The organism is Pseudomonas sp. R2-60-08W (genome assembly GCF_003852335.1).
GTDB lineage: Bacteria > Pseudomonadota > Gammaproteobacteria > Pseudomonadales > Pseudomonadaceae > Aquipseudomonas.
The window spans coordinates 1,136,798-1,163,396 of record NZ_CP027731.1 but is presented as its reverse complement, the minus strand read 5'-3'; the positions used below and the strand labels follow the sequence as shown (position 1 = coordinate 1,163,396).

General features: G+C 62.4%; 24 protein-coding genes. 7 read left to right on the top strand and 17 right to left on the bottom strand.

The window, feature by feature from the left end; translation table 11 throughout:
• Window positions 1-38 precede the first annotated feature (38 nt).
• On the top strand, window positions 39-2,375 hold the full coding sequence (gene fecA, locus C4J90_RS05170) for a TonB-dependent Fe(3+) dicitrate receptor FecA (RefSeq protein WP_124419346.1): 2,337 nt from the start codon (window positions 39-41) through the stop codon (window positions 2,373-2,375).
• 337 nt (window positions 2,376-2,712) lie between these two features.
• Here the strand turns inward: fecA and C4J90_RS05165 are convergent, their stop codons facing one another.
• Window positions 2,713-3,585: a LysR family transcriptional regulator gene (locus tag C4J90_RS05165; protein ID WP_124419345.1), complete on the bottom strand. Its 873-nt coding sequence runs from the start codon at window positions 3,583-3,585 to the stop codon at window positions 2,713-2,715.
• A 104-nt stretch (window positions 3,586-3,689) separates the two neighbouring features.
• Between C4J90_RS05165 and C4J90_RS05160 the strand changes: the two genes are divergently transcribed.
• Window positions 3,690-5,201, top strand: a complete 1,512-nt coding sequence (locus C4J90_RS05160) for an MFS transporter (protein ID WP_124419344.1) — start codon at window positions 3,690-3,692, stop codon at window positions 5,199-5,201.
• 55 nt (window positions 5,202-5,256) lie between these two features.
• On the opposite strand, the gene C4J90_RS05155 is transcribed toward C4J90_RS05160, so the two are convergent.
• The gene (locus tag C4J90_RS05155) at window positions 5,257-5,667 is read right to left on the bottom strand and encodes an HPF/RaiA family ribosome-associated protein (RefSeq protein WP_016978251.1); all 411 of its coding nucleotides are present in this window, start codon (window positions 5,665-5,667) and stop codon (window positions 5,257-5,259) included.
• 213 nt (window positions 5,668-5,880) lie between these two features.
• Window positions 5,881-6,828: a LysR substrate-binding domain-containing protein gene (locus C4J90_RS05150; protein ID WP_124413917.1), complete on the bottom strand. Its 948-nt coding sequence runs from the start codon at window positions 6,826-6,828 to the stop codon at window positions 5,881-5,883.
• A gap of 137 nt (window positions 6,829-6,965) precedes the next feature.
• On the opposite strand from C4J90_RS05150, the gene C4J90_RS05145 reads away from it, so the two are divergent.
• Window positions 6,966-8,342: an L-serine ammonia-lyase gene (locus C4J90_RS05145; protein WP_124419343.1), complete on the top strand. Its 1,377-nt coding sequence runs from the start codon at window positions 6,966-6,968 to the stop codon at window positions 8,340-8,342.
• 325 nt (window positions 8,343-8,667) lie between these two features.
• Window positions 8,668-8,985 (top strand): DUF3509 domain-containing protein, encoded by a 318-nt coding sequence (locus C4J90_RS05140; RefSeq protein ID WP_124361424.1) that lies wholly within the window; start codon window positions 8,668-8,670, stop codon window positions 8,983-8,985.
• On the opposite strand, the gene C4J90_RS05135 is transcribed toward C4J90_RS05140, so the two are convergent.
• Window positions 8,982-9,470 carry a phosphate-starvation-inducible protein PsiE gene (locus tag C4J90_RS05135; RefSeq protein WP_057724703.1) on the bottom strand — a complete coding sequence of 163 codons (489 nt, stop codon included), beginning with the start codon at window positions 9,468-9,470 and terminating at the stop codon, window positions 8,982-8,984. The two genes, C4J90_RS05140 and C4J90_RS05135, sit on opposite strands and share 4 nt — an antisense overlap.
• 320 nt (window positions 9,471-9,790) lie before the next feature.
• Between C4J90_RS05135 and C4J90_RS05130 the strand changes: the two genes are divergently transcribed.
• Window positions 9,791-10,051 (top strand): YebG family protein, encoded by a 261-nt coding sequence (locus C4J90_RS05130; protein ID WP_003171979.1) that lies wholly within the window; start codon window positions 9,791-9,793, stop codon window positions 10,049-10,051.
• 54 nt (window positions 10,052-10,105) lie between these two features.
• On the opposite strand, the gene C4J90_RS05125 is transcribed toward C4J90_RS05130, so the two are convergent.
• Entirely contained in the window at window positions 10,106-11,125 is a 1,020-nt protein-coding gene (locus tag C4J90_RS05125) for a Glu/Leu/Phe/Val dehydrogenase dimerization domain-containing protein (protein WP_124419342.1), read from the bottom strand.
• Window positions 11,126-11,313: 188 nt separating this feature from the next.
• Between C4J90_RS05125 and C4J90_RS05120 the strand changes: the two genes are divergently transcribed.
• Window positions 11,314-12,117, top strand: coding sequence for a SirB1 family protein (locus C4J90_RS05120; RefSeq protein WP_124419341.1), 804 nt, complete (start codon window positions 11,314-11,316; stop codon window positions 12,115-12,117).
• Here the strand turns inward: C4J90_RS05120 and C4J90_RS05115 are convergent.
• The 4 genes from C4J90_RS05115 to hmgA form a co-directional block, all read right to left on the bottom strand.
• Entirely contained in the window at window positions 12,114-13,475 is a 1,362-nt protein-coding gene (locus C4J90_RS05115) for an aromatic acid/H+ symport family MFS transporter (protein ID WP_124419340.1), read from the bottom strand. The genes C4J90_RS05120 and C4J90_RS05115 overlap by 4 nt on opposite strands.
• 150 nt (window positions 13,476-13,625) lie before the next feature.
• A complete protein-coding gene (gene maiA / locus C4J90_RS05110) occupies window positions 13,626-14,258 on the bottom strand; it encodes a maleylacetoacetate isomerase (RefSeq protein WP_124361419.1) in 633 nt (210 codons plus the stop codon).
• 11 nt (window positions 14,259-14,269) lie between these two features.
• Window positions 14,270-15,556, bottom strand: a complete 1,287-nt coding sequence (gene fahA, locus C4J90_RS05105; protein WP_124419339.1) for a fumarylacetoacetase — start codon at window positions 15,554-15,556, stop codon at window positions 14,270-14,272.
• 3 nt (window positions 15,557-15,559) lie between these two features.
• Window positions 15,560-16,843, bottom strand: coding sequence for a homogentisate 1,2-dioxygenase (gene hmgA, locus C4J90_RS05100; protein WP_124361417.1), 1,284 nt, complete (start codon window positions 16,841-16,843; stop codon window positions 15,560-15,562).
• Between the two features lie 120 nt (window positions 16,844-16,963).
• Here hmgA and C4J90_RS05095 point away from each other — a divergent pair, with 120 nt between their 5' ends.
• Window positions 16,964-17,743 (top strand): IclR family transcriptional regulator, encoded by a 780-nt coding sequence (locus C4J90_RS05095; RefSeq protein WP_124361416.1) that lies wholly within the window; start codon window positions 16,964-16,966, stop codon window positions 17,741-17,743.
• A gap of 1 nt (window position 17,744) precedes the next feature.
• On the opposite strand, the gene dacB is transcribed toward C4J90_RS05095, so the two are convergent.
• From dacB to C4J90_RS05055, 8 genes are all read right to left on the bottom strand, one after another.
• Window positions 17,745-19,202 carry a D-alanyl-D-alanine carboxypeptidase/D-alanyl-D-alanine-endopeptidase gene (dacB, locus tag C4J90_RS05090; RefSeq protein WP_124419338.1) on the bottom strand — a complete coding sequence of 486 codons (1,458 nt, stop codon included), beginning with the start codon at window positions 19,200-19,202 and terminating at the stop codon, window positions 17,745-17,747.
• A 102-nt stretch (window positions 19,203-19,304) separates the two neighbouring features.
• A complete protein-coding gene (locus C4J90_RS05085; protein ID WP_124419337.1) occupies window positions 19,305-21,719 on the bottom strand; it encodes a TonB-dependent receptor in 2,415 nt (804 codons plus the stop codon).
• 132 nt (window positions 21,720-21,851) lie between these two features.
• A complete protein-coding gene (locus tag C4J90_RS05080; protein WP_124361413.1) occupies window positions 21,852-22,124 on the bottom strand; it encodes a GIY-YIG nuclease family protein in 273 nt (90 codons plus the stop codon).
• 36 nt (window positions 22,125-22,160) lie between these two features.
• Window positions 22,161-22,631 (bottom strand): nuclear transport factor 2 family protein, encoded by a 471-nt coding sequence (locus C4J90_RS05075; protein WP_124419336.1) that lies wholly within the window; start codon window positions 22,629-22,631, stop codon window positions 22,161-22,163.
• Between the two features lie 69 nt (window positions 22,632-22,700).
• Window positions 22,701-23,336 (bottom strand): response regulator transcription factor, encoded by a 636-nt coding sequence (locus tag C4J90_RS05070; RefSeq protein WP_124419335.1) that lies wholly within the window; start codon window positions 23,334-23,336, stop codon window positions 22,701-22,703.
• A gap of 197 nt (window positions 23,337-23,533) precedes the next feature.
• Window positions 23,534-24,349 (bottom strand): response regulator, encoded by an 816-nt coding sequence (locus C4J90_RS05065; protein WP_124419334.1) that lies wholly within the window; start codon window positions 24,347-24,349, stop codon window positions 23,534-23,536.
• Window positions 24,350-24,576: 227 nt separating this feature from the next.
• Entirely contained in the window at window positions 24,577-25,851 is a 1,275-nt protein-coding gene (locus C4J90_RS05060) for a CynX/NimT family MFS transporter (protein ID WP_124419333.1), read from the bottom strand.
• The gene (locus C4J90_RS05055) at window positions 25,841-26,500 is read right to left on the bottom strand and encodes a FadR/GntR family transcriptional regulator (RefSeq protein WP_124406339.1); all 660 of its coding nucleotides are present in this window, start codon (window positions 26,498-26,500) and stop codon (window positions 25,841-25,843) included. Before C4J90_RS05055 ends, C4J90_RS05060 begins: the two co-directional genes overlap by 11 nt.
• Window positions 26,501-26,599: the final 99 nt, after the last annotated feature.

Below are 26,599 nucleotides of genomic sequence, written 5' to 3'. Positions count from 1 at the left end.
AAAGCCACCTTGATCCTTCCTTCTCAGGACCGCCCTTCATGCCCCTGCAACCGACGCTTCTTGCCCGTACCCTGCGCCAATTCCTCCTCGGCGCCAGCCTCAGCCTGACCGCGCTGCCCCCAATGATGGCGGCCGAAGCCAAGGCCTATCACATCGCACCGACGAGTCTGGAAGCGGCCCTGAACCAGTTCGGCCGTGAAGCCTCGGTGCTGGTGTCTTTCGGCTCCGAGGTCACCGCCGGCCTTCAAAGCCCGGGCTTGTCGGGCACCTACAGCACCGCCGAAGGCCTGAATAAACTGTTGGAAGGCAGTGGCCTGCAAGCCCGTGCCGAGGGCGACAACGCCTACAGCCTGCAACCGGCCAGCGCCCCGGCTACTCTCGAACTGCAGACCTCCAACGTGGTCGGCGACTGGCTCGGCGATGCGGCGCAGACCAACGTGTTCGAACACCCCGGCGCGCGCGATGTGATCCGCCGCGAAGCCTTCGAACGCCAGGGCGCGACCCAGGCCCGCGACGTGCTCAACCGCATCCCCGGCGTCAACGCCCCGGACAACAACGGCACCGGCAGCCATGACATGGCGCTGAACTTCGGTATTCGCGGGCTGAACCCACGCCTGGCGTCGCGCTCCACGGTATTGATGGACGGCATTCCCGTGCCCTTCGCACCGTATGGCCAGCCGCAACTGTCATTCGCACCGATCAGCATGGGCAACATGGACGCGGTCGACGTGGTCCGCGGCGGCGGCGCGGTGCGCTACGGCCCGCAAAACGTCGGCGGCATCGTCAACTTCGTGACCCGTGCGATCCCGGATGCACCCACCGTTAAAGGCGGCCTGCAAACCGAAACCAGCCCGTCCTCCAGCCACGACGGCTTCAAGACCACCGGCAACCTGCTGGCCGGTGGCACCGCCGACAATGGCCTGGGCGGCGCGCTCCTGTACTCCGGCACCCGTGGCAGCGACTGGCGCGAAAACAGTGACACGCGCATCGACGACTTGATCCTCAAGGGCAAATACCAACTGGACGACGCCAACAGCTTCAACGCCATGGCGCAGTACTACGAAGGCCAGGCCGATATGCCCGGCGGCTTGAACGTCAAGGACTACAAGGCTGACCCGTACCAGTCGACCCGCCCCTACGATAAGTTCTGGGGCCGCCGTACGATGTTCAACTTGGGCTACCGCTACGAGCAGGACCGCCGTGAGTTCACGGTCAACAGCTTCTTCACCAAGACGCTGCGCAGCGGTTACCTCGACCAGGGCAACTTCCTCTCGCTGTCACCGCGCGAGTACTGGGTACGCGGCCTGGAAACCCGCTTCGCCCAAGGCTTCGACCTCGGCCCCACCACACACGAAGTCGGCGTCGGCTACCGCTACATCAATGAAGCCGGCCACGAGCTGCGCTACCGCACGCCGATTGCGGCCAACCAGCAAATTCCGACCACCGACAGCCGCAACGACCGCGACACGCGCGGCGGCACCGAGGCCAATGCATTCTTCATCGACGACCGCATCGATATCGGCAAGTGGACCCTCACGCCGGGCATTCGCTACGAGATGATCAAGTCCCAGCAGACCAACAACCTGAGCAACGTCAACTACAAAGGCGACTACAACACTGCGCTGCCGGCGTTGAACGTGCTCTACCACCTCACCGACGACTGGAACCTCTACGCCAACACTGAAGGCTCGTTCGGCAGCGTGCAGTACAGCCAGATGCCCAACCGCGTGAGCAGCGGCGAAGTGAAACCGGAAAAAGCCCGCACCTGGGAGCTTGGTACGCGCTATGACAACGGTAGCCTGCGCGCGGAAATCGGTGCGTTCCTGATCAATTTCGACAACCAGTACGACAGCAACCAGACCAATGACACCGTGATCGCACGCGGTGAAACGCGGCACCAGGGCATCGAGTCGAGCATCAACTATGCCCTCGACGGCTTGAATCCTGCGCTGGCCGGCTTCGATGTGTACGCCACCTATGCGTATGTCGACGCGACCATCCGCGAAGACGGCCCGAACAAAGGCAACCGCGTGCCCTTCTCGTCCCGGCACAAAGGCACCCTCGGCGTGGGTTACACCGAAGGCCCGTGGAAGCTCAACCTGGACAGCAGCTACCAGAGCAGCCAATTCGCCGACAACGCCAACACCCAGGCCGAAAGCGCCGACGACGCGAATGGACGCATCCCCGGCTACATGCTGTTCAGCAGCCGCGCAGCGTATGACTTCGGCCCACAGCTGTCGGATTTGAACCTGGCGGTCGGCGTGAAGAATATCTTCAACAAGCAGTACTACACGCGCTCGTTCGACGATAACAACAAGGGCAAGTACGTCGGTGAGCCGCGCACGGTGTACGTGCAGACGTCTATCGCGTTCTAACGGCATGCCTTCAATTTGCAGGCCATAACACATCCAAATGTGGGAGGGGGCTTGCTCCCGATGGCTGTGTGTCAGTCGGCTTATCTTTAGCTGACCCACCGCAATCGGGGGCAAGCCCCCTCCCACATTGTATCTGTGGTGTTATTCAAGCCCCGGACTGGTTCATCGACTTCAGCTCGATGGCCAGACCGAATCTCTAAGCGGTACTCGGTCAAATGTGGGAGGGGGCTTGCCCCCGATGGCGGTGGGTCAGTTAAAAATATACTGACTGACACTCCGCTATCGGGAGCAAGCCCCCTCCCACATTTGAGTCTCGGTGTGTCCGGGATTTCGGGTTCTAACTGCCCGCCAGGCAACTGGGGGTGGCCGCGACCAGGGCGTCGATGGCGCATCGGGTCTTGGCCGGCATGTGCGGCGCCGTCGGCCAGATCACATGGATGGGGGCCGGCTGTTCGCGGAAATCGGCCAGCACCGCTGCCAGTTGCCCGCGCAGCGCATAGTGGGCGATCAACCAACTCGGCAACCAGGCCAGGCCGACGCCTGCGATGGCCGCATCGGCCACGGCCTGGAGGTCGTCCAGCACCAAGGGCGTGACCAACCGCGAGCGATGGGCGCTGTTGCTGCGGTAAGCAATACCACGATGAGCCGACAAGTCTTCGATACAGGCGATGGGCCCCCTGCGCTGCAAATACGCGGGCGACGCCGCCAAGCCCATGACCTGCTCGCCCAGGCGCCGCGCACTCAAGCGGTCGGTATCCGGCAGCGGGCCGATGCGCACGGCGATATCGAAGCCTTCCTGCACCAGATCGGCCATGCGGTCGGAGAAACTGATCTCGATCTCCAATTGCGGATAGCGGTCCATCAAGCCCCACAACGCAGGCGCGGCATAGTGGTGACCAAACGCCAGCGGCAAACTCGCCCGCAAGCGCCCGCGTGGCTGCTGGCGGCCGCTTTCCAGCACCGACTCGGCCGCCTCCAGCTCTGCCAGCGCGCGCAGACAGTGTTCGTAGTACGCCTGCCCATCCTCGGTCAGACGCTGGCGCCGCGTAGAGCGTTGCAACAGGCAAGTGCCCAGCCGCGCTTCTAACCGCGCCAGGCCCTTGCCCACTGCCGAACGGGTGAGATTCAGGCGCTCGGCGGCTGCGCTCAGGCTGCCGCTCTCGACGATTTGCACGAACAGTTCGACGCCATCGAAACGTGGGGTGGTCATATTAATTTGTCGCCCTGCATTCCCTTATTCATGGAAAAATCATCGCAAATGAAGAATCAGATTCCCGAGAGAATAATCTCTCCCACTCTCGAAAGGAACATCCCATGCCACCCGTCGCCACGCTATCGGCCCTCAGCCCACCGCATGTCGCCAGAAACGGCCTGGCGCTCACCGCCGTGTGCCTTGTGGCCCTGATGTTCGGCCTGGAAATTTCCAGCGTGCCGGTCATCCTGCCCACCCTGGAACGCGAACTGGGCACGGGGTTTCAAGATGCCCAATGGATCATGAATGCCTACACCCTGGCCTGCACCAGCGTGCTGATGGCAGCGGGCACCCTGGCCGATCGCTTTGGCCGTCGACGCATGCTGGTGCTGTGCCTGTGGGTCTTCGGCCTGGCCTCGCTGGCCTGCGGCTTGGCCAACGACGCACCGACGCTGATCGTGGCGCGTTTCGTCCAGGGCATCGGCGCCGGCGCGATGATGATCTGCCAGTTCGCGATACTGTCGCACTTGTTTCGGGAACCGGCGGCACGCGCCCGGGCATTTGCGATCTGGGGCGTGATTGCCGGAGTGGGCCTGGGGTTCGGGCCGATGGTCGGTGCACTGATCCTGGCAGTCGCGGACTGGCGCTGGGTGTTTCTCGTGCATGTGCCGCTCACCCTGTTCACCTTGGTGCTGTTGCGCATCAGCGTGCAGGAATCCCGCGACCCGGCCGGCCATCGCCTCGATATCGCCGGCATGCTGACCTTGACGCTGGCGGTGTTCGCCCTGGTGTACTTCATCACCCAGGGCACCGAGCATGGCTTCGCCACACCGCAAATGCTCGGCTGGGCGGGCTTGGCGCTGGTGGCGTTGCTGCTGTTCATCGTGGTTGAAAAGCGCAGCGCCCATCCGATGTTCGATTTTTCGGTGTTGCGCATCCAGCGCTTCACCGGTGCACTGATGGGCTCGATCGGCATGAACTTCAGCTTCTGGCCCTTCATGATCTACCTGCCGCTGTATTTCCAGGCCGGCCTGGGCTACGACACCCTGACCACCGGCGGCGCCCTGCTCGCCTACACCTTGCCCACCTTGCTGGTGCCACCGCTGGCCGAGCGCCTGGCCCTGCGCTACGGTGCCGAACGCATCATCCCGGTGGGCCTGGCGACTATGGGTGCGGGATTTCTGTCAATGGCCGCCGCCAATGGCGTCGCGCAGCCAAGCACGCTGCTGGTGCTGCTCAGTTGCGTGATCGCCGGCATCGGCCTGGCGCTGACCAACTCGCCCACCACCAACACCACCACAGGCGCCGTCTCGGCTGACCGGGCGGGCATGGCCTCGGGTATCGACTTCAGCGCACGGCTGATCACCTTGGCGCTCAACATCGCGTTGATGGGCCTGGTGCTGTTGCTGGGGATCGGCCATTACCTGGCCGAGGTCATGCCGCCAAGCACGGCAATAGATTGGCCGGCCCTCAGCCAGCACATCGCGGCGGGCAAGCTGGACGCGCCGGGGTTGGTGTTCGACGAGGCCCAGGCGGCGCTGCGCAACGGCGCCGGCTGGGCCATGCTCTTTGCAGGGTTGGGTGCTTGCGGGCTGGCGATGCTTAGCGGGTATTTCTTCAAACAGCGCCGTTGAACGAAAACGGGCCTGCATGCGCAGGCCCGTTTTCAATGGGGAGTGAAAAAAACCATCAGCCGTTGAATACGGCCCGTTCTTTTTCCAGAAACTCCTGTTCAAGCTCATCTTCATTGACTTTGGTGGTCGGCTGGTTTTTACCGGCAGCGCGGGGCTTGCCTTGCAGTTTGCCGAACAGATGCTCCAGCGCGTGGTCGAGCTTGGTGGCCGCGCCATCGATCGCTTGTTCCAGCGTATCGGCCTTGTGCAGCACCGAAAGCGGTTGGTGGCCTTTTGGCCGGGCCTCCAGGCGGCAGCTTAAATCGTGGGGACCGGGCTTGTCGCCGTTCTCATCCCGCAGGTAGACCTCGACACGGGTCAGGTCTTCTTCATAACGTTCGAGCGTGCTCTCAATGGTAGTACGTACCCACTCCTCCAGTCGGATGCTGCTTTCAATATGGTTATCGCTATTGACTTGGATTTGCATAGTTCTTCCCTTATTTCAGCTAGCTCGCCAGAGATCACAAACTGCAACACCGGGGTGGTGAAACCATGACCTCCTGATTACACAATTGAGCACTCGCTGAAACAATTCAACCCCTTTGCAAAGATAAATCCTACATTACAAATTAACCCTGACGACAAGCAAAAACGCTGTTAGGGTGGGGAGTTAGTTACATCTTCTTACCCCTGAATATCCTCACAATTGCCCCGCTCCCATTGGGTGCAGTGCCCGGAAAATCCCCGCCTCCTCCACCAGCCAATCATGCACCGCGCGCACGCCCGGATGGTTCAATGCGCCTGGCGCATACAGCAGCACGTAGCGTTTGTGGTTGGGCACGGCCAGGCCGAACGGCACGATCAGGCTGCCGCGTTCCAGTTCATCGTTGAGCAATGTGCGTCGCGCAATCGCGACGCCCATACCGGCGATGGCGGCTTCGATGGTCAGGTGGTTGCGGTTGAAGGTGTGCCCGCGGCGTACATCGGCGTCCTGGTAACCAATGGCATTCAGGTAAAACTCCCACTCGGCATACTCATAACTCCCACGCCAGGCGGTGATGTCGTGCAACAGCGGGAAATGCACCAGGTCCGCCGGCCCATGCAGCGGCGGGCGCCCGCGTAGCAGGCTGGGGGCGCAGACCGGAAAGATCTGTTCGTCCAGCAGCGCTGTGGATAAAAGGCCTGGGTAGCTACCGTCGTTCAGGTCGATGGCCAGGTCGAAGTCGCCCTCGTGCAGGGCGATGCTGCTGTCTTCGGCGACCAGGCGCAGTTGAATGTCTGGAAAGCGCTGCTGCAAGCGTGGCAGACGCGGGGTCAGCCACTTGCCAAGAAACGACGGGATCGAACGCAGGCGCAAGGTGCCGCTGATCATCCCAGCGTCCAGACGCTGTAATTCGGCGTCAATGCTGCCATAGGCCTCCCCCACCACCGCCGCCAGGCGTTGCCCTTCGGCGCTGAGCTCCACGCCCCTGGCCCGGCGATGAAACAGTCGAAAGCCCAGGCGCTCCTCCAACTGGCGAATCTGCTGGCTCACCGCCCCCGGCGTGATGTGCAGTTCTTCGGCGCAGCGGGTGAACGACAAATGCCGTGCAGCGCATGAAAACACATGCAGCCAGACATACGTCTGGCCATGAAGGGGACGGGTCATAGCGTTTAGTCCTGCTAAAGAGTGTCTTAGGATAATTCGTTGGTCAGTGCCGATCCAGAGGCTCAGTATCGCGTCAATTCCGCCTGCTCTACAAAACATGGCAGCGATTTCTACTCCATTGCTTGTAAGGCTTTAGCATGGCTATCAGTGTTTTCGATCTATTCAAGGTGGGCATTGGCCCGTCCAGCTCCCATACCGTCGGCCCGATGCGCGCTGCGGCGTCCTTCGCCCAGGCGCTGACCGACCAACGGTTGCTCAGTGAGACCCGCCGCGTCGAAGTGCGTTTATACGGTTCGCTGTCAGCTACCGGCGTCGGCCACGCCACCGACCGCGCCTGTGTGATGGGCTTGATGGGCGAATGGCCGGATCGCATCGACCCCACCTCGATCAACGCACGCATCCAGCAACTGCGCGAGTCCGGTCAACTGCTCCTCGCCGGCCAGCAGAACATTGCCTTCGACTGGCACACCGACCTGCTGCTGCTCGACGAAAGCCTGCCCTACCACCCCAACGCCATGTCCCTGCACGCCTATGGCGACAGCGGCCTGCTAAGCGAGCAGACCTATTATTCGGTGGGCGGTGGTTTCATCATCGAAGCTGCCGAAGCCGCATCGGGCGTTGCGCCGACCAGTGATGTGCAATTGCCCTACGAGTTTTCCAGCGCCGTCGAGCTGTTGGCCTTGTGCAACCAGCACGGCCTGCGGGTTTCGCAGTTGATGATGGCCAACGAACGGGCGTGGCGCAGCGACGCAGACATCCGCAGCGGCCTTCTGCATATCTGGTCGGTGATGCGCGAGTGCGTGGAACAAGGCCTGCGCGATGAAGGCATTCTGCCCGGTGGCCTGGATGTACCGCGTCGCGCTGCGAAATTGCACCGCAGCCTGTTGGAAATCGGTAAGCCCAACGTGATCACTTCGACCTTATCAGCCATGGAGTGGGTCAACCTGTTCGCCCTCGCCGTCAACGAAGAAAACGCCGCTGGCGGGCGCATGGTCACCGCACCGACCAATGGCGCGGCGGGGATTATCCCGGCGGTGCTGCATTACTACATGAAGTTCAACGCCGACGCGTGCGATGACGACGTCGTCAATTTCTTTCTGGCTGCCGCCGCCGTCGGCATCCTCTGCAAGAAGAACGCCTCGATCTCCGGTGCCGAAGTCGGCTGCCAGGGCGAAGTCGGCTCGGCCTGCGCCATGGCCGCCGCCGGGCTGGCCGAGATCCTCGGCGCTACACCTGAGCAACTGGAAAACGCCGCCGAAATCGGCCTGGAACACAACCTCGGCCTGACCTGCGACCCGGTTGGCGGCCTCGTGCAGGTGCCCTGCATCGAGCGCAACGCCATCGCGGCGGTCAAAGCGATCAATGCCACCCAAATGGCCCTGCGCGGCGACGGCAAGCACTTCATTTCCCTCGACCGGGTGATCCGCACCATGCGCGATACCGGCGCCGACATGCATGACAAATACAAAGAAACGTCACGGGGCGGCCTGGCGGTCAGCTGGGTGGAGTGCTGACCGGGATGACTGCGCCGTCAGCGGTCGTTTTTTGCGTACTGCCCTGAAACGGATCACCGTTCCCAGGCACAACCCATATCCAATGTGGGAGGGGGCTTGCCCCCGATGGCGGTCTTCCAGCCGAGCATTTATTGGCTGACATACCGCTATCGGGGGCAAGCCCCCTCCCACATGGGTTGCTGATCGTCTGGCACAGCCCTGTACGGCACGGCCCTTGCTGTAGAGCTTGTGAGGAAAACGGACTTTGGCCGGTGGTCAGGCAACGCGAACTATTCCCGACACCGGTCGTCAATGACTGCATGTTCTTATCAGGCGGTAACGCACCATGGACAACCCTTTTCAGATCATCACCGACACCTTCAGCCCGCAATACCGCGTCAACCTGAGCATCCAGCGGCTGGACGGCAGCATCATGCTCACCCTCTCCGATGACAGCGGCGTAGTGGCCAAACGCATGATCAGCGCCGAACAACGCAACGACCCGCAACGGCTCAAGCGCCTGGTGCAGAGCATCCAGTTCGGCATCGCCATCGAGCAGGGTCACAGCGCCATGGAAATCCTCGCGGTGATGACGGATGGCGACAATCACAAGCTCTTGCAGCCACCGCCCACCCGCAGCCTGCCGTTCAGCGTCGGGCTTTAAAGCTCGCCCTTCTCGGTTTCCAGGCTCGCCTCGCCCTTGCGACGCGGGCCTTCGACCTTCACCGACGGAAAGGCCGACGACGCGTAGCGCACCACCAGGATCGCGAAGGCCAGCAGCAAAATCCCACCGCACAGGTAGATAATGCCCACGTCCGGCGGGTTGTGATGGGACACGTTGGAGATCAGCAGACGCGTCAGCGCGGTGATTGCCACGTAGATCAGGAAACGCACCGGCATGTGATTGGTCTTGAAATAAATCCCGACCATGGCGCCCAATTCCAGGTAGATGAACAGCAGCAAGATGTCATCGATCTTGATATGCCCGTTCTCCAGCATCCCCAGAAACTCCATCACCGCCGCCCAGGCAGTGACCGCTCCGATGGCGAACAGCGCCAGGTAGTGGAACGACTCCACAAACAGATTGCCCAGCGACTCGGCCAGCCCATGGACTTGCTGGCGCAGCTTTTCGGCCCAGTTGATTTTCACGATGATGTTTCCTTAGGTCGGCTCGACCGGATAATGCGGGAGGGACGTGACGGTTGTTCTGCATGTAGAAAAAAGGCCAGCACGTGCATAAGATGATGGCGCGGTGGCATGAGACACAGATTGATCAGCGCGCTCACCAGACCTAGAGCAAAGGGGCGAGCGTGCTCGCCACAATGAGCATTTGCGCTGTAGCAAACCCCCATTTCCCAACTACATTAAAAACCTACTATCCAAACCCCCGCGTTTGGCTTATGCTTTTCGCTGTATATAAATACAGTAGTCGCAAAAGACAACTATCGTGAAGGCATGTGAGGTGGTGAATGGCCGTCGAAGTGGTATACCGCAGCAGCCGAGATCTGGAGCGTTTGTTCATGGATAAAGCCGAAGCTGACCGTCATGACAAGATGCTTGAGCTCGCTGAGTTGCTGGCAGAAGTGTTGCAAAAAGCCGTGCCGTCCTTGAGCGAGCAGCAGGTGGAAGAAGCCGGGATCTACATGGCGAAGAACCGCGATGTATTTGCCAAGGCGTTCAAGAGCCAGCCGGACGCGCTGTCCGAGTTGCTGAACGCGGCGGCGGAATAAAGCCCGAATTGAACAGGCCCTGAATCATGGATTCAGGGCCTTTTTAATGCCTGGTCATTGGTACAGCAGGCGCTCGGCGAGTTCGTCTGCGACCCGTGCCGGGGAGCGTTTTTCGGCTTGGGCATGGGCGTAGACTTCGGTCAGGCGCCTGCCGATGTTGGACAGGTGCGCGGTGATGCTCGCCAGCTCCGCGCCGCTGTGTTTGAGCGCGACGTAGATCAGGCCGCCGGAATTGATTACGTAGTCCGGGGCGTAGAGGATGCCGCGCCCTTCCAGTTGGTCGGCCACTTGCAGGTTGGTCAACTGCGCGCTGGCGGAGCCAGCCACAGCGGCGCAGCGCAGTTGGCCGACGCTCTGGCGATTGAACACCGCACCCAGGCCGCAAGGCGCGAGGATGTCGCAGGGGGTGCTGAGCAAAGCGTCGTTGGCGATGGGGTGGGCACCCAATTGCTCCATGGCCAGTTGCACCTTGCCGTGGTCGATGTCGCTGACCAACAGTTCGGCACCCGCCGCGTGCAGTTGTTCGGCCAGGGCGTAACCGACATTGCCCAGGCCCTGCACCGCCACGCGCAGGCCTTCGAGGTTGTCGCTGCCCAAGCGGGCCATGGCGGTGGCGCGGATGCCGGTGAACACCCCCATGGCCGCATGCGGTGCAGGGTCGCCGGCGGCCGTGGTGCTGGTGACGAACCGGGTGTGTTGGGCGATGCAATCCATGTCGGCGACCGAGGTGCCGCTGTCGATGGCGGTAATGTAGCGCCCGCCGAGTTGTTCCACGCAGCGACCGAAGGCTTCGAACAGGCTGGCGCGGCTCTCCACATGGGCGGGGCGCAGGATCACCGCCGTGCCGCCGCCCACCGGCAAGCCCGCCAAAGCGGCCTTGTAGCTCATGCCTTGAGCCAGGCGCGCGGCATCCGCCACGGCACTTTCATCATCGGGGTAGGCAAGATAGCGGCAGCCGCCCAAGGCCGGGCCCAGGCGGCTGTTATGAATGGCGATGATCGCCTTCAGCCCGCTCACCGGGTCGACGCTCAGGTGCAGCGATTCCAGGCGGGTGCTGTGCATGAGCGCAAACATCGTCGTGCTCCCGAATCACTTCTGGTAGTGGCCCAAGTATAGGCTGACAGCAGCAAACTGCTCGATTGCACTGGAATAAGCGTCCTCGTTTCGTGGGACCCGTGGCATAAGAGCGTGGGATATTTACTTAAGATGCTGGACGAAAATTCGCAGCAAGGCTAAAACGAGGGCATCCGCCGGAGAATGCAATGAATCCCCGCACAGCCTTTTTCGCCTGCCTGGACCGTTCGCCCCCTGCGCTGTTCGAAGCCGCGCTGTGGATTGCTGCCGAGCATGATGCTGGCGTACAGCCACAACTGATCCTGCAGGCGTTCGGCCTACTGCAACAACAGGTCAGCCTGGGCATGCCCACGTTGCCGGCCGATGAACTGGGCCAGCCGCTGCTGCGCTGCATGAACGACCTGGGCTTTGCCCAGGATGACTTCACCCCGCTGCGCCCCGCCGCCGCGCTGCTGGACAAGGTGTTGCAACGTAAGCGCGGACAACCCCTGGCCCTGGGCCTGATCGCGCTGGAGCTGGCGCGGCGCCTGGAGATTCCCATGGTCGGGGTGAATTTCCCCGGCCACTTCCTGCTGCGAGTACCCGGCGCCGATCACCTGCTGGACCCCTGCGGCGGTCGGCGGCTGTACCCCAACGACTGTCGCGAACTGCTGCACCGCCAGTACGGAGCCAATCTCAAACTACAAGCCGAGCACCTGCACAGCGCCGATCCGCGCGCGATCCTGCAACGGCTGTCACGTAACCTGCGCCAGCTGTACCTCGCCAACGACGAACCACTGGCCGCCCTGGTCGATGCCGAGCGTGTGCTCGAGCTGGGCAATGCCAGCGCCGCCGACTACCTGGCGCGGGCCAGCCTGTATCAGCGCCTGGACTGCCCGAGCGCCGAACGCTTTGACCTGGAACACGCGTTGATGCTCAGCGAAGACCCTATCCAGCGCCTGCGCCTGACCGAGCGGCTGGGGCATCTGCCGCCCAATTCCGTAGTGCATTAGGGCGCCTTGAGCAGGTCGCCCGGCGACGGCTTCATGGCTTCGCTCGTGCCTGGCGACCGCACCTGAATAATCAACAGCGCCGCAATCACCGCTGGAATCGCACAGAAGAAGAAAATCTGCTGCACCGGAATATGCATCGCCAGCAGCAGGCTGCCGAACAACGGCCCCAGGATCGAGCCGAATCGCCCCACCCCCAATGCCCAGCCCGTACCGGTGGCGCGCACGTGCGCCGGGTAGAAATTACTGGCGAACGCATTGAGGGTCAGTTGCCCGCCGATGATGCAGAACCCGGCGGCAAACACGCACGCCACCAGGTAACGCGGATTGTCATGATTCAGGCCCAGCAGCACCGTGCACACCGCCGCCGCTGCCAGCACAGCGGACAACAGGCGCACTTTGCTTTTCAGCCGATCGGCGAACCAGGCCATGCCGATGGCGCCCAATGTGCCGGCAAACAGGAACATCGAGGTCACCAGGTTGGCCTGGTTCAGCGCCAGCCCGCTTTCGAGCAACAGCGACGGCAGCCAGCTGATCATGAAATACAGCAGGATCAGGCTGACGAAAAAGGTCGCCCAGATCAGCACGGTCGGGCGCGCGTAGCCGTTACGGAACAGCTCCACCACGGTCAACCGGCTGCCCTGCTCCTGGCGATTCTGCGCCTCGCTCGCCAGGGGCGCCCGCCAATCGGGCAACATGCGTGCCGTGACCTTGTGCAAGCGCGCATAGGGCGGCGCATCGCGTAGCAGGCGCGGCAGGGATTCGGGCAACCGCCACACCAGGAACGGAAACAACAGCAGCGGCGTAACACCGCCTGCCAGAAACACCGCTTGCCAACCAAAGCCATCGATAAACCCCGCCGCCACAAACCCACCCGCCGCGCCGCCGAATGAGAAGCCACAGGCTGCCAGGGTCACCATCAGGGTGCGCATGCGTGGCGGCGAATATTCCGACATCAAGGCCATGGCGCTGGGCATCGCGCCGCCCATGCCGATGCCGCAGATAAAGCGTGCGGCCATCAGCGTGGTCAGGGAGTTGGCGAACACCATCAATACCGTGAGGCTGGCGTAGATCAGCACACAGCCCAGCAGAATGCGCCGCACACCGAACCGGTCCGCCAGTGGCGTCACCAGCAGCGAGCCCACTGTGAGGCCGAGCAGGTTGGCGCTGAACACCGGGCCGAACGCGGCTTTTTCCAGGCCCCAGTCCTTGGCCAATGCCGGCACGACATAGCCGAGCACCTGGGCGTCGTAGCCATCGGTTACCAGTAGCAATGCCAGTAGCAGGAGAATCAACCACTGATAGCGCGACACCGGACGGGCGTCGAGTGCCGCGCGAAAGCTGGCAATCTGATTGTGCATCGCAAGGTACCTTTCATTATTTTTATTGGCTGGCGCTGATCAAAAACTGCGGGAGGGGGCTTGCTCCCGATGGCGGTGTGTCAGTCGACATATTCATAGCTGACACACCGCTATCGGGAGCAAGCCCCCTCCCACATTGATTTGCGTGTTTCAGGGGGTATCGGGTTGATTGGCAGGGTGCGCCTGTATGAACGCCGGATGCTGCGCCGCCAGTGCCGCGACCCTGCCGATACGCGGGTAGGCCGCCAACGGCACCTTGAAACGCTCGGCTGCATACAGCTGCGGAATCAGGAACGCATCGGCCATGCCCGGCTGCTCGCCAAAGCAGAACCCGTGATCGCCAATCAACTGCTCCACCGCACCGAGGCCCTGGCTGATCCAATGCGCGATCCACTCGAGCAATTGCGCCTCATCATGGCCCCACTGGCGCAGCAGGTTCTGCGTGCTGGAGTTGTGCAACGGGTGGATATCACAGGCGATGATCGACGCCACAGCGCGTTCGTGGGCACGCGCCGCCAGGTCTTTGGAGAGCAGCGGTACCTGGGGATAACGTTCCTCCAGGTATTCGACGATCGCCTGGGACTGAATCAACAGTTCACCGTCGCTGCGCAAGGCCGGCACACGCCCTTGCGGGTTGATCGCCAGGTACTCGGGCTGGTGATTGGCTCCGCCTGCTGGCACCAGCAGGTTGACCGGCACCGCCGTGAAATCCAGGCCCTTGAGCGCCAGGGCGATGCGCACCCGGTAGGACGCGGTAGAACGATAGTACGTATAGAGTTCCATAGCCCTGCCCCTCAGCGTGCGCCGACCACAGTGCCACGGCATTCGCCGAAACCGATGGAGGCAAAGCCTTCGCGGTTGCAGCGCGCACGCAGGATGATTTCATCGCCGTCTTCGAGAAATTTGCGCACCTCGCCGGAGGCCAGTTCAATCGGTTTTTTGCCGCCTTCGGTGATCTCCAGCAGGCTGCCGAACTGCCCCGGCTGCGGCCCCGACAACGTGCCCGAACCAAACAGGTCACCGGCTTGCAACTGGCAACCGTTGACGCTGTGGTGCGCAACCATTTGCGCCACGGTCCAGTACATATGTTCGGTGTTGCTCAGGGTCAGGCGATGGGCCGGCAGGTTCTGTTCACGCATCGAAGCGGTGGTCAGCAGCACTTCCAGCTCGATATCGAAGGCGCCCGCCTTTTGATCGCGAGGGTCCAGCAGGTAGGGCAACGGCTGCGGATCGCCTTCGGGTCGCGGCGGTTGCGCCTTGCGGAACGGCTCCAACGCTTCGGCCGTGACTACCCAGGGCGAGATGCTGGTGATGAAGCTCTTGGACAGGAACGGCCCGAGCGGCTGGTATTCCCAGGCTTGGATATCGCGTGCCGACCAGTCGTTGAGCAGGCAGAAACCGGCGATATGTTCGGCCGCATCGCCAATGGCAATCGCGTCGCCCATGGCATTGCCCTGGCCGATCCAGATGCCCAGTTCCAGCTCATAGTCCAGGCGGGCGCAGGGGCCGAAGGTGGGCTCGGCCTGGCCGGCCGGCAGTGTCTGGCCCTTGGGGCGGCGCACATCCGTACCCGAGGGACGAATGGTCGAGGCACGGCCGTGATAGCCAATCGGCACGTACTTGTAGTTGGGCAACAGCGGGTTGTCGGGACGAAATAGTTTGCCGACGTTCTGCGCGTGTTCGATGCCAACATAGAAGTCGGTGTAATCATTGATTTTGGCCGGCAAGTGCATCTGGCAATCGGCGGCACGGTGCAACACCTGCGCCTCGCGGGTTTGCAGCTTGCTGCCTTCGGCGAGCAGTTCCAGCAGGCGCTCGCGCAAGGCCACGCGTGGGCCGCGGCCGAGTTCGAAAAAGGCGTTCAACTGGCCGCCTGCAGTCGCCTCAACCGCACGCCGCGCTTCACCGTCAAATTCATCCAGGGCGGCGTGCAGGTCGAGGATCGCGTCGCCAATCGCCACGCCACTGCGCGGCGCCGAGCCATTGATGCTGAACACCCCCAGCGGCAGGTTCTGCAGGGGGAAATCCGCGTGACCGTTGGCGCAGGCGACCCAACTGCGGGTCTGTGTGGGTTGAGTCATGGGTTATCTCCGATTCGGGTTGAAGGTGGCGGGCAGCGAAGCCCAGCACGCGTCATAAGCGGGTTGCAGTTGCGGGCATTCCAGGGCGAACTGGGTGGGGCGCAGCACCTGGCTGGTTTCGAACATGAATGCCATGGTGTTATCGATCTTGTGCGGCGCCAGCTCGGCATTGATCGCCTTGGTACAGGTCTCGCCGTCCGGGCCATGGGCGCTCATACAGCTGTGCAGCGACGCGCCGCCGGGCAGGAAGCCCTCGGCCTTGGCGTCGTAGGCGCCTTGGATCAGGCCCATGTATTCGTTCATCAGGTTGCGGTGGAACCACGGTGGGCGGAAGGTGTTCTCGGCCACCATCCAGCGCGGCGGGAAGATCACGAAGTCGAGGTTGGCCAAGCCATGCACGCTGGTGGGCGAGGTCAATACGGTGAAAATCGACGGGTCCGGGTGATCGAAACTCACCGTGCCGAGGGTGTTGAAGCGACGCAGGTCGTATTTGTACGGCACGTTATTGCCGTGCCAGGCGACTACGTTAAGCGGCGAATGGTCGAGCTCGCAGGCCCAGAGTTCGCCGAGGAATTTCTGCACCAGCGTGGTCGGCTGCTTGAGGTCTTCGTAGTGGGCGACCGGGCTGAGGAAGTCGCGCGGATTGGCCAGGCCGTTGCTGCCGATAGGGCCCAGGTCCGGCAGGCGCAGCGGTGCGCCATGGTTTTCGGCGACGTAACCGCGCGCCTGGGCATCGAGCAGTTCGACGCGGAACTTGAGCCCGCGTGGCAGTACCACAATCTCCAGTGGCTCGACCTCCAACACGCCGAGCTCCGTGGCGATCCGCAAACGGCCCTGTTCGGGCACGATCAACAGTTCGCCGTCGGCATTGAAGAACACGCGCTCCATCGAGCGGTTGGCGCGGTAAGTGTGGATGCTGATGCCTGACGGTTTTTGCGACCCGGCGTTGGCAACCATGCCTACGAGCCCGTCGATAAAGTCAGTCGGCTCTCCTGGAATGTCCAGCGGGTTCCAGCGCAGCCGGTTCGGCGTCACCGCGCCCAGAGGTCCGCCGGCCAACTGCCGCTCCAATTTGCTGAAGGCCGGGTGATTGGCCGAGGGCTGGATGCGGTACAGCCAGGTACGCCGGGCTTCGCTGCGCGCCATAGTGAACGCGGTGCCGGAGAACAGTTCGGTATACAGCCCGTAGGGCGCTTTCTGCGGCGAGTTCTGGCCGACGGGCAGCGCGCCGGGCAGGGCTTCGCTGGCGAATTCATTGCCGAAGCCCGACAGGTATTCGAGGTTCATGGAGCATCCTCTGGGGGTCAGTTGTTTTTATCGTAATCCAGTTACGCTTAACGTAATTTGATCGCCATGGACCGTCAAGCTATAAAGACGCCCACTCATCTCTCGGATTCTCGCCCCCCCATGGAAAAGCCCCGCGACACCGGTAAACAGAAAGTCCGCTCGGCCGAAGTGGGCACCGATATCCTCAAGGCCCTGGCCGAACTGTCGCCGGCCACTTCACTGTCGCGCCTGGCCGAGCATGTGCAGATGCCGGCGAGCAAGGTCCATCGTTACCTGCAGGCGCTGATCGCCTCGGGCTTTGCTGAACAGAACGCCGCCACCAACCACTATGGCCTGGGGCGCGAAGCCTTGCGCGTAGGCTTGGCTGCGCTGGGCAGCATGGATGTGTTGAAGGTCGGTGCGATGCCCCTGGCGGAACTGCGCGATGAGCTGAATGAAACCTGCTTCCTGGCGGTCTGGGGCAACCAGGGCGCGACCGTGGTGCAGATCGAACCGGCGGTGCGCGCGGTGACGGTGGTGACCCAACTGGGTTCGGTCTTGCCGCTGCTCAGTTCGTCCACCGGGCTGGTGTTCAGTGCCTATTTACCGACGCGGGAAACCGTGGAGTTGCGTGAGCGCGAAATCCAGGCCGGCACCGCCCATGCCCTGGCGGATGACCAGGCCTACGCCATCACCTGCGAGCAGATCCGCCACCGTGGCCTGCACTTTGTGCATGGTTTGCTGATGCCGGGGGTGGATGCGTTGTCGGCGCCGGTGTTCAACGCGGTCGGGCAAGTGGCGGCGGTGATGACCGTGGTCGGCCCCACCTCGCTGTTCCATGCCGATGAAGACGGCCCGGCGGCGCAGCGCTTGCTGGCGGCGACCCGGGCCGTGAGTTGGCGCATGGGTTATCAGCCCTGAGTCAGTCGTGCCACTGCGCGAGGGCCACGGCCAGGCGGTTTTCCAGAGCATGGATGCTGGCGGTGTCGCTCAGGTAGTTATTGCTGATCATCGCAAACACCAGTCGCCGTCCTTGGGCATCTGTGAGGTAACCGCTCAGGGACGACACCCCGCTCATGGAACCGGTCTTGCCGTGCAGGTTGTTCTCGGCGGCCGTGGCGTGCAGCCGATAGCGCAAGCTGCCGCCGGTCATACGATCGCTGTTGCCGGCAATTGGCAATGCGTTGTACCAGGCATCGAACCACGGCTGTTTGCTTGCGGCCAGCAGCAGGTCGGTCAGGGTTTGCGACGACAGCAGGTTACGCCGTGACAGGCCCGAGCCGTCCACCTGGCTCAAGGTACTCGTATCCACCCCCTGTCGCTTAAGAAACCCGGCCACCGCCGCCACGCCCGCCGCCGCCGTGCCGCTGTTGGCGGTCTTGCGGCCCATGGCTTTGAGCAAGGCTTCGGACATGTTGTTGTTGGAGAGCTTGAGCAGCGGCGTGATCAATTCCTGCAAGGGCGCCGATCGATGCTCGGCCAGCAACGTCGCCGTGGCCGGACTTGCACCGCCCATGATGCGACGGCCATGCACCCTGATGCCCTGTTGCGCCAGCGCCTGTTCAAACAGGTTGGCCACCCACTGCGTGGGCTCCCACACGCTGACCAATTGCTCGCTCTGCCTGCCCGGCGCAACGGTCCCGCTGAGCTGCAACAGGTTGGTGCCATGCCGGCGGTTGATCCCATAGCTGTTGCCCGGCCCACTGACGGCGCGGTTGCTCAATTGCAAGTAATCGCTGGGCGGGTAGAGGTCGACAGTCACCGGCAAACCGGCCCGCACCGGCGCCTTGGCGGTGACCAATACGCTGCCTGCGTCAAAGTCAGCATTGGGCGACACCGTCAGCGCGGAAATCTGCGCGCCGTAGTAGGTGGTTTCATCATCGTAAGACCAATCGACGCCCAGGCGTTCGGCGTCGAACCAGGTATCGTCGAACACCAGGTCGCCCTGCACCTGGCGAACGCCCTGGCTGGCCAGTTGCGCCGCCAGCGCTTGATAGTCGGCGTACTGGATGGTCGGGTCGCCCAGGCCGCGCAGGTAAAGATTACCCGTCAGGCGATCGCCCTGGCGGACACCATCGCTCAACAGTTGCGTGGCGAAGCGGTATTGCGCGCCCAGCACATCCATCGCCGCCGCGGTGGTCAGCAGCTTGAGATTGGAAGCCGGCACCAACCGCGTGCGTGGGTTGTGCTGGTAGAGCGTGCTGCCGCTGCGGGCGTCGCGCACCATCAGCGAGACGGTGGCACCGTGCAACGCCGGGTCGGCCAGCACCTTGTCGAGCGTCGCGGGGGTGGAGGTGGGCGAAACGCTGGCGCAGCCGCCCAGCAAAAAGCTCAAGCCGACCAGCAGGGCGCTGGTGTGTAGCCATCTTCCAAAATGCATCAGTAGCGTTTTCCGTAGGCATCGAATGCCGGCAACGCTAACAGCTCAGGTGTCAATGTGGGAGGGTGCAATCCCCCTCCTCCCACAAAAAAGCAAATTCGGTCAGAAGGTAAGGGTGCTGGACACCGACACCTGCCGCGCATCACCGATGGACACGAACTGTGTGTTCACCGAAGAGGTGTAGTAAGTGCGGTCGAAAAGGTTTTTCACATTGAGCTGGAACTTGACCTTCTGCCCGTCGATTTTGGTGTCATAGCTGGCGAACGCATCGGCCACGGTATAGCTCGGCAATTCGAAGCTGTTGGCCGCATCCCCTGCCCGCTCGCCCACGTAGCGCGCACCGGCACCGACGCGCAGTTGATCGCCACCCAGCAGGCTGCCGAAGTCATACACGGCCGACAACGACGCGGTATTTTTCGCCACGTTTTGCAGGCGATTGCCTTTGAGCGTCGGGTCGTCGGTGACCTCGGCATCGGTGTAGGCATAACTGCCGATCAGGCTCCACTTATCGCTCAGCTGGCCGCTGGCATCCAGCTCCAGGCCACGGGAACGCACCTTGCCCGCCACGCTGTAGACCGAGGTCAGACCCTCGCCCACCTGCACCAGCACGTTGCGCTTATCGATGGTGAACAGCGCCGCGCTCGCGGTGATGCGCCCCGGGAGGTCGAACTTGGTACCCAGCTCCCAGGCCTTGGATTCTTCCGGCTGCAGACTGCCCTCCAACACCGTTTTGTTGGCCAACGGCGCGATGGTGGAGTTGGGTTTGAACGACTCGGTGTAGCTGCCGTAGAACGACAGTTCGTCGTTGTAGCGATACACCAGCCCGGCACGCGGCACCCACTTCTGGCCGTTGCCGTCGGTGTTGGCAGTGAACGGCACGCCTTTACCGGCGTATTGGTCGTACATCTGGTAGCGCGCGCCGCCCACCAGGATCCACTGGTCGTTCAGGTGCAGGGCATCCTGGAAGAACAGCGAATCGCTGCGCAGCAGATCGGTCTGGTTGCTGTCCGGCGCGCTGACGTTGGAGCCCGCCACTTCATTGCCGTAGACCGGATCGTTGTAGTTGAAACTGCCGCGTGGCGCCTGGCGAATCAGCTCGGCGCGGTGGATTTTGCGGTATTCATCGTCCAGCCCAAACACCAGGTCGTGGCGCATGCCGGCCACGTCGACCTTGCCTTCAAGGCTGGCGGTGGCGAAGCGGTCAGTGGTCAGCGCGCCCTGGGTGCCGTCCATGCTGCGGGTGAGGGTGCCGTTGGTGTTGACCTTGACCACGCGCACCTGGCTGGCGTCATAGGTTTCACGGTTCCAGCTGTAGCCGAAGTGGGCTTTCCAGTCGTCGTTCAGGTCGTGGTCGACGGTCAGGCGGTACAGGTCGGAGCGGCCTTCCATATCGTTGAACGGCTCATCCAGGCGGCGGGTCGCGGGGATGTTCAGCGGGTGATTGGTTTTTGGGTCGATGGCCGTGCCGCGGTCGAACGGCGACAGAAACTCGCGGTGCTCATAGGCGAACACCACTTGGGTCGCGTCGCCATACCAACCCAGCGACGGCGCCACCAGGGTTTCACGGTGGGTGCCGTAGTTGCGCCAGTAGTCTTCGTCTTCATGGTCGACGATCAGGCGATAGGCCAGGCCGCTGTCGCCAATCGGGCCGGTGGTGTCCAGGCTGCCGCCACTGCCATTCTTGCCGCTGCCGAAGGTCGAGCCGCGCGCGGTCAAGGACGTGGACTGCACCAATTCGGGCTTTTTGCTGACGATGTTGACCACGCCGCCCGGGTCCTGGATGCCGTACAGCAACGACGATGGCCCCTTGAGCACTTCCACGCGCTCGGCGGTGGCGTTCAACGCACGGCCCTGCACCACCGGCATGCCGTCCTTCATGATCGAGCCGTTGCGGTTGTCGCCGAAGCCGCGCAGCATCACCGCGTCCTGGGTGCTGCCAAGGGTGTTGGACTGGGTGATGCCGCTGATATTGCCCAGCGCGTCATCCAGGTTGCGCGGTTGTTGATCGCGCAAGACCTGGGCGGGTACTACATTGACGGTTTGCGGGGTTTCCAGCAGCAGGCCCTGGGAGCGCATCACCGAGCTGGTCGGCGGCGGTTGGTAGCTGGTGCCGTCCTGGCCAGGGCTGACAGCGCTGATGGTGGTGGCGCCGAGATTGACCGCGCCGTCGGCGGGCAGCGGTTCCAGCGCCAGGGTACGGGCGTCGATCTGGCGGAAGGTGAAGCCGGAGTTGCCCAGCAGGCGTTGCAGCGCCTGGGTCGCGCTCATCTGCCCGTTGAGCGCCGGGGCGTTGAGGCCGTAAGGCGCTTCAGCGGTATAGATCACGCTGATCCCGGTGACCCGGCTGAAATCACTCAGCGCCTGGGGCAGTGGTTTGGCCGCCAGAGCAAAGGTGAACTGGGCGCTTTGCTGCTCCTGTGCCTGTGCCACGGCCAGGGGCAGCAACGCCAGCGCCGAGACTGAAAATACCGAGGCTCCCAGCCACTGTTTGACCCTACCGCCCGCCGTCGATTTCATGCTGTGAGCATCCGTGTAAAAACGCTGTTAATGCGAATTGATCGCAGTTTCAAGCACTACACGGATGGGCGAGCGGTTTACCTCACCCTTGTTTGCAAATATTTTGTTATTGCGCCTGATGGAAACTGTCAGTCAGCCTGATGAAGCACTGGTCGCCAGGCACTCCTTGGCGCTCTTCTTCAATTTCTTGATCAAGCGTTCCTGGCGCAGTGCTTCGCCTTTGCTCGCACATTGCTCGGTGTACACCAGCGCAACGGCGGGGCTGGAGAGGAAAAACCGCGCGCCCTTGCCGCTTTGATGGGTGGCGAACCGGCGCACCGGGTCATTGCTGATGCCGCAATACAGCGAGCCATTGGCGGCGCGCACCAGGTAGACGAACCAGGGTTTGGATTCAGGCGTGTTCACGACGGGATTCGGCAATGTACAGAAGCACCCAGCTTATCAACGACCGGCCTGGAATGCCTTCAAACCTTTGCGCGCCTGGGCGCGTACGGCGTTTTTCACCAAGGGCGTCCAGCCCAGTAGCAGGCCCTTGGTGCCCAACGCCTGGCGCGACCAGCGCCACAGGTCGAAATGGTCGTGATGCTCGCAAATCCTGCCATCACGAAACACGAAGCGCGCCTGAATATCGTTGACCACCGTATTGCCGGTCGCGCTGAACAGGTAGGTCGCCACCCAGTGCGCGCTGCCCGCGTTGCCCTCGCTGCGCACGTTGTCAAAGGTCAGGGAAAAATCCTTGGCCCGAGTGGTGAGCATGCGCCACATGTCGCTGGCGTCCTGCCCGCGCAGTTCGCCGAAGGCCGGATCGCTGAACACCACGTCCTGGGTATAACAGGCGGCCATGGCTTCGGCATCCAGGCGCTGAAAGGCGCTATAGAACTCGGTGATCAGGGCGTTATGGGCATCACTCATGGGCAGTTTTCGCAGGATGAACAGGGATGCCGAACGATAGTCCGCGTAACACGAGAATGCCATTGCTTTCTACGGCACCATTCCCGTATCGCGCGCATAAGCAAACAAATCGACATCCGTCGAAATACTCAAACGTTGCATGGCCGTGCTTTTCTGCTTGCTGATGGTGGAAATACTGCGGTTGACCTGCGCCGCAATCTGGCTGACGGTCATACCGCTGGCCAACATTCGCACCACCTCGCGCTCCTTGTCGGACAATTTAGGCTGCCCGGACTGGTCGCCCACTCCCGACTCCACCAACTGCAAGCGCAGGGATTCGCTGGTGAAGGTCTGGCCCGCACACACGGCCTTGATCGCCAGGGGCAACTCCTTGGCCGAAGCACTCTTGGCGACCACGCCGCGCACACCATGGGAAAAAGCTGCACGCAAGATGGCGATGCTGGCGAACATCGTCACCACAATCACCGGTACCTGCGGATACTGGCGGTGCAGCAGGCCCAACAAACCGTAGCCATCGGCCTGCTGGCCGCCTGGCATGGCGAAATCCGTGACCAGCACGTCGCACGGGGTTGTGCTCAACACGTCAAGCAACTGATCAGGACCGTCGGCCTCACCGACCACTGTGCATCTTCCATTCGCCTCGATCACGACCCTTTGCCCGACGCGAACAATAGGGTGATCGTCAGCAATAATTACTCGAAGCATAGGTACCCACGAATGATTGCAACTTGAATCAGCGCAAAATACCTCCGCCGGCATTCATCAACAACAGCTAACAAAGCGTCACTTGCAGCCACACCCAATGTTCTGTACCAGCTAAGTTTTTGCCTACAAAACAACAGGAAAACACCTACAGTCAAAACCAGCTCACTCGGAAACGAAAAGCCCTTGCAGGCGCGGATTCAGAGACGGGACAAGTATTCGAGATAAACGCACAAACGTGCCTGGAACAGCTCCAGTTGCACCGAGTGGGAAGCAACATCGCCGGACCGGACCTGCTCGATCAATTGCGTGGCAGTGGACTCGAGGTCGCTGCCGCCCAGAAATACCAGGCTACCCACCAGGCGATGCAGGCGCTCGGCAGCCAGTGAGGCGTTCAGCGTTGAACGGGCGTGGCGCAAGACGCGATAGTCTTCCCAGGCTTCCACCAGCAGGCCTTCGAGCAGCTGATCGACGACCGCGTCGCTGCCAAACGTCGCGACAAGCGTGGCGCGGGTTGGCCAGCCAGGGGCTGGCGCAGTCTCCTGGTTAGCTTGCGGACCATCACTGCCAGGCAACCAGTGCAGCAGCACGGCGTGCAGTTGTTCCAGGGTCAGTGGCTTGAGCAGCCAGGCATCCATGCCCGCTTCGCGACAGCGCCGGGGGGTATCGCTTTGCAGATTGGCGGTCAAAGCAATGATCGGCACTCGCCTCAATCCGTGGTCGTGCTCATGCTGGCGAATGGCGCTGGCCATGCTGTAACCATCCATAAACGGCATCTGGCAATCGCAGATCACCAAATCAAAGGGCCGGCGGGTAAACGCCTCCAGCCCCATGAACCCATCGGCGGCCAACTCGTACCCCAGGCCCAGCTTCTGCAACATCCAGCCCAGCAGCAGCCGGTAGGCTGAATGATCCTCCACCACCAGGATATTCATGTGCTGCCAATGAAGCGGGGGGACAACCGGCGGATCTGGTGTGCGGTTCGCTCCCGCGCTTGAACCTTGCGGCGAAACCATCACTACCTCTTCATGGCTATTGATCCAGCGGCAACCTGTGACACTGATGCAATCGCCATGAGGGCCCAGTGCAGGAATGATTGCCTAATCCTGTTGGGCGTTATCGGCCGGAAACAGATAACCTTTTGAGTGATTGAAAGCCGATACAACAACTACGAAAAAGCCACCATCCACTGGCAGCGCACTGGAGTTGCGTGCCATGCAGGCACTGTCGAAAGTGTCTGCCTTTAGACTTTCTCGCTGGTGACGTTTACGTAGCGTGCACGACCGGCGCCAAGGCCCGCGATAATCGCGCCGAGTCCGATCACGGCGAAGATCCAACCGATCGCCGCCCAACCGCCAGTCCAGTCATGCACCAGGCCGACCGCAAACGGGCCCATCGACGCGAGGGTGTAGCCAATGCCCTGGGCCATGCCTGACAGGTTGGCGGCGACATGGGAATCCCGGGAGCGCAGCACGATCAGGGTCAGCGCCAGGCTGAAGGTGCCGCCCTGCCCCAGGCCCAGCAGAATCGCCCAGCCCCACAGGCCATCGAGTGGTGCATACAGGCAACCGAACAGACCGCCGAGCGTCAGCAGCATCACCACCACGATTGCCAAGCGCTGGTCCTTGCCGCGTGTGGCCAGCCACGGCGCGGCCAGGGAACTGAACAACTGCAGGATGATCGAGCCCGACAGCGCCAGCCCGGCCTCGGTGGCGCTCAGGCCGCGGCCGATCAGGATCGATGGCAACCAGCCGAACACGATGTAGGCCAGGGAGGATTGCAGGCCCATGTACACGGTGACCTGCCAGGCCAGCGGGTCGCGCAGCAAGCCCTTGACCCGGTAAGCCGCCTGATGGGCGCTGTGTTTCTGGCCCACCTGAGGCAACCAGAACAGCGCCGCCACCAGGGCCGGGACCATCCAGAAGCCCAGGCCGATGGCCCAACTGCCCGCGAAATAATGGCTCAACGGCACGGTAGCGCCAGCGGCCAGGGCTGCGCCCAGGCACAGGGCCATGGAGTAGACACCGGTCATGGCGCCGGCCTGCCTGGCGAAATCACGCTTGACGATGCCCGGCAGCAACACACCGATGATGCCGATGCTCGCACCGGCCAGCAGGCTACCGGCGAACAGCCCGAATTCTCCGAGAGAACTGCGCAGGATGATGCCGCCGGCGAGTGTCAGCAGAATCCCCAGGACCACGCGCTCGGCGCCAAAACGCCGGGCCAGGATCGGCGCCAGCGGCGCGAACAGCCCCAGGCACAGCACGGGCAAGGTGGTCAGCAAACCGGCCCTGGCCCCCGACAAACCCAGGCTGGCGGACACTTCGCTGAGCAGCGGCGACAGGCTCGACAACGCCGGGCGCAGGTTCAACGCCACCAGGACCAGGCCGAGCAGCAACAGCCACGGCCGGCTGACCACCGGCTCGTGCTGCTGGACCAGCTCGTCGTCGGCTTCGGCATCGATCAGCAGTTCTTCCAGTTCGGTTGCACGTTGCTTGTTTGGGGCTTCAAGGTTCATTGATCAACTGCCGGCAGAGGGATTTGGCGCGTTCCGGGTCTTGGTGTTCCACGGCGTCGAGCAGGGCGATATGCAGGTCGAACACGGCCTGGCGACGCGGCGAGGTGTTTAGGGTTTGGCGCAGTTGGGCGCCGACGATGCTCGAAAAATAAAGGTACAGCTCGCTCAGGGCCGGGTTGTGCGCCGCGTCCACCAAGCGTTGGTGGAACACCAGGTCGGCGCTGATGTAGGCCTCCAGTTCACCGTGATACAACGCGGCGCTGGCCTGGAGGGCTTGGCGTAGCGCGACGAGGTCGTCATCGCTACGGCGCAACGCCGCGAGCCCGATGGCCTCCACTTCGAGGATCTGCCGCGTTTCCTGCGCCTGTTCCAGCGAGCAATGGGACAACGCACGCATCGCCCCCAGTGGGTCGGTCATCGAACGCAAATAGCTGCCATCGCCCTGGCGGATTTCGATCAAGCCGGAAAACGCCAATACACGCATGGCCTCGCGCACGGTATTGCGGCTGATGCCTAGCTCGGCAGACAGCTCCGGTTCGGTGGGCAGGCGTTCGCCGATGGCCCATTTTCCTTCGGTTATGCGCCAGCGCAACTGCTCCAGGGCCTGGTCCACCAGGGAGCGTTTGATCAACGGGGCGATGTCTGTCATGAGCTTTACGCTTTCGTCCAATCATAGGATGAATTCTCCTACAGCCTATTCGGAGTTGCCTACAAAGGCAACGCACTAGGATTTTCAGGCAGGAAAAAG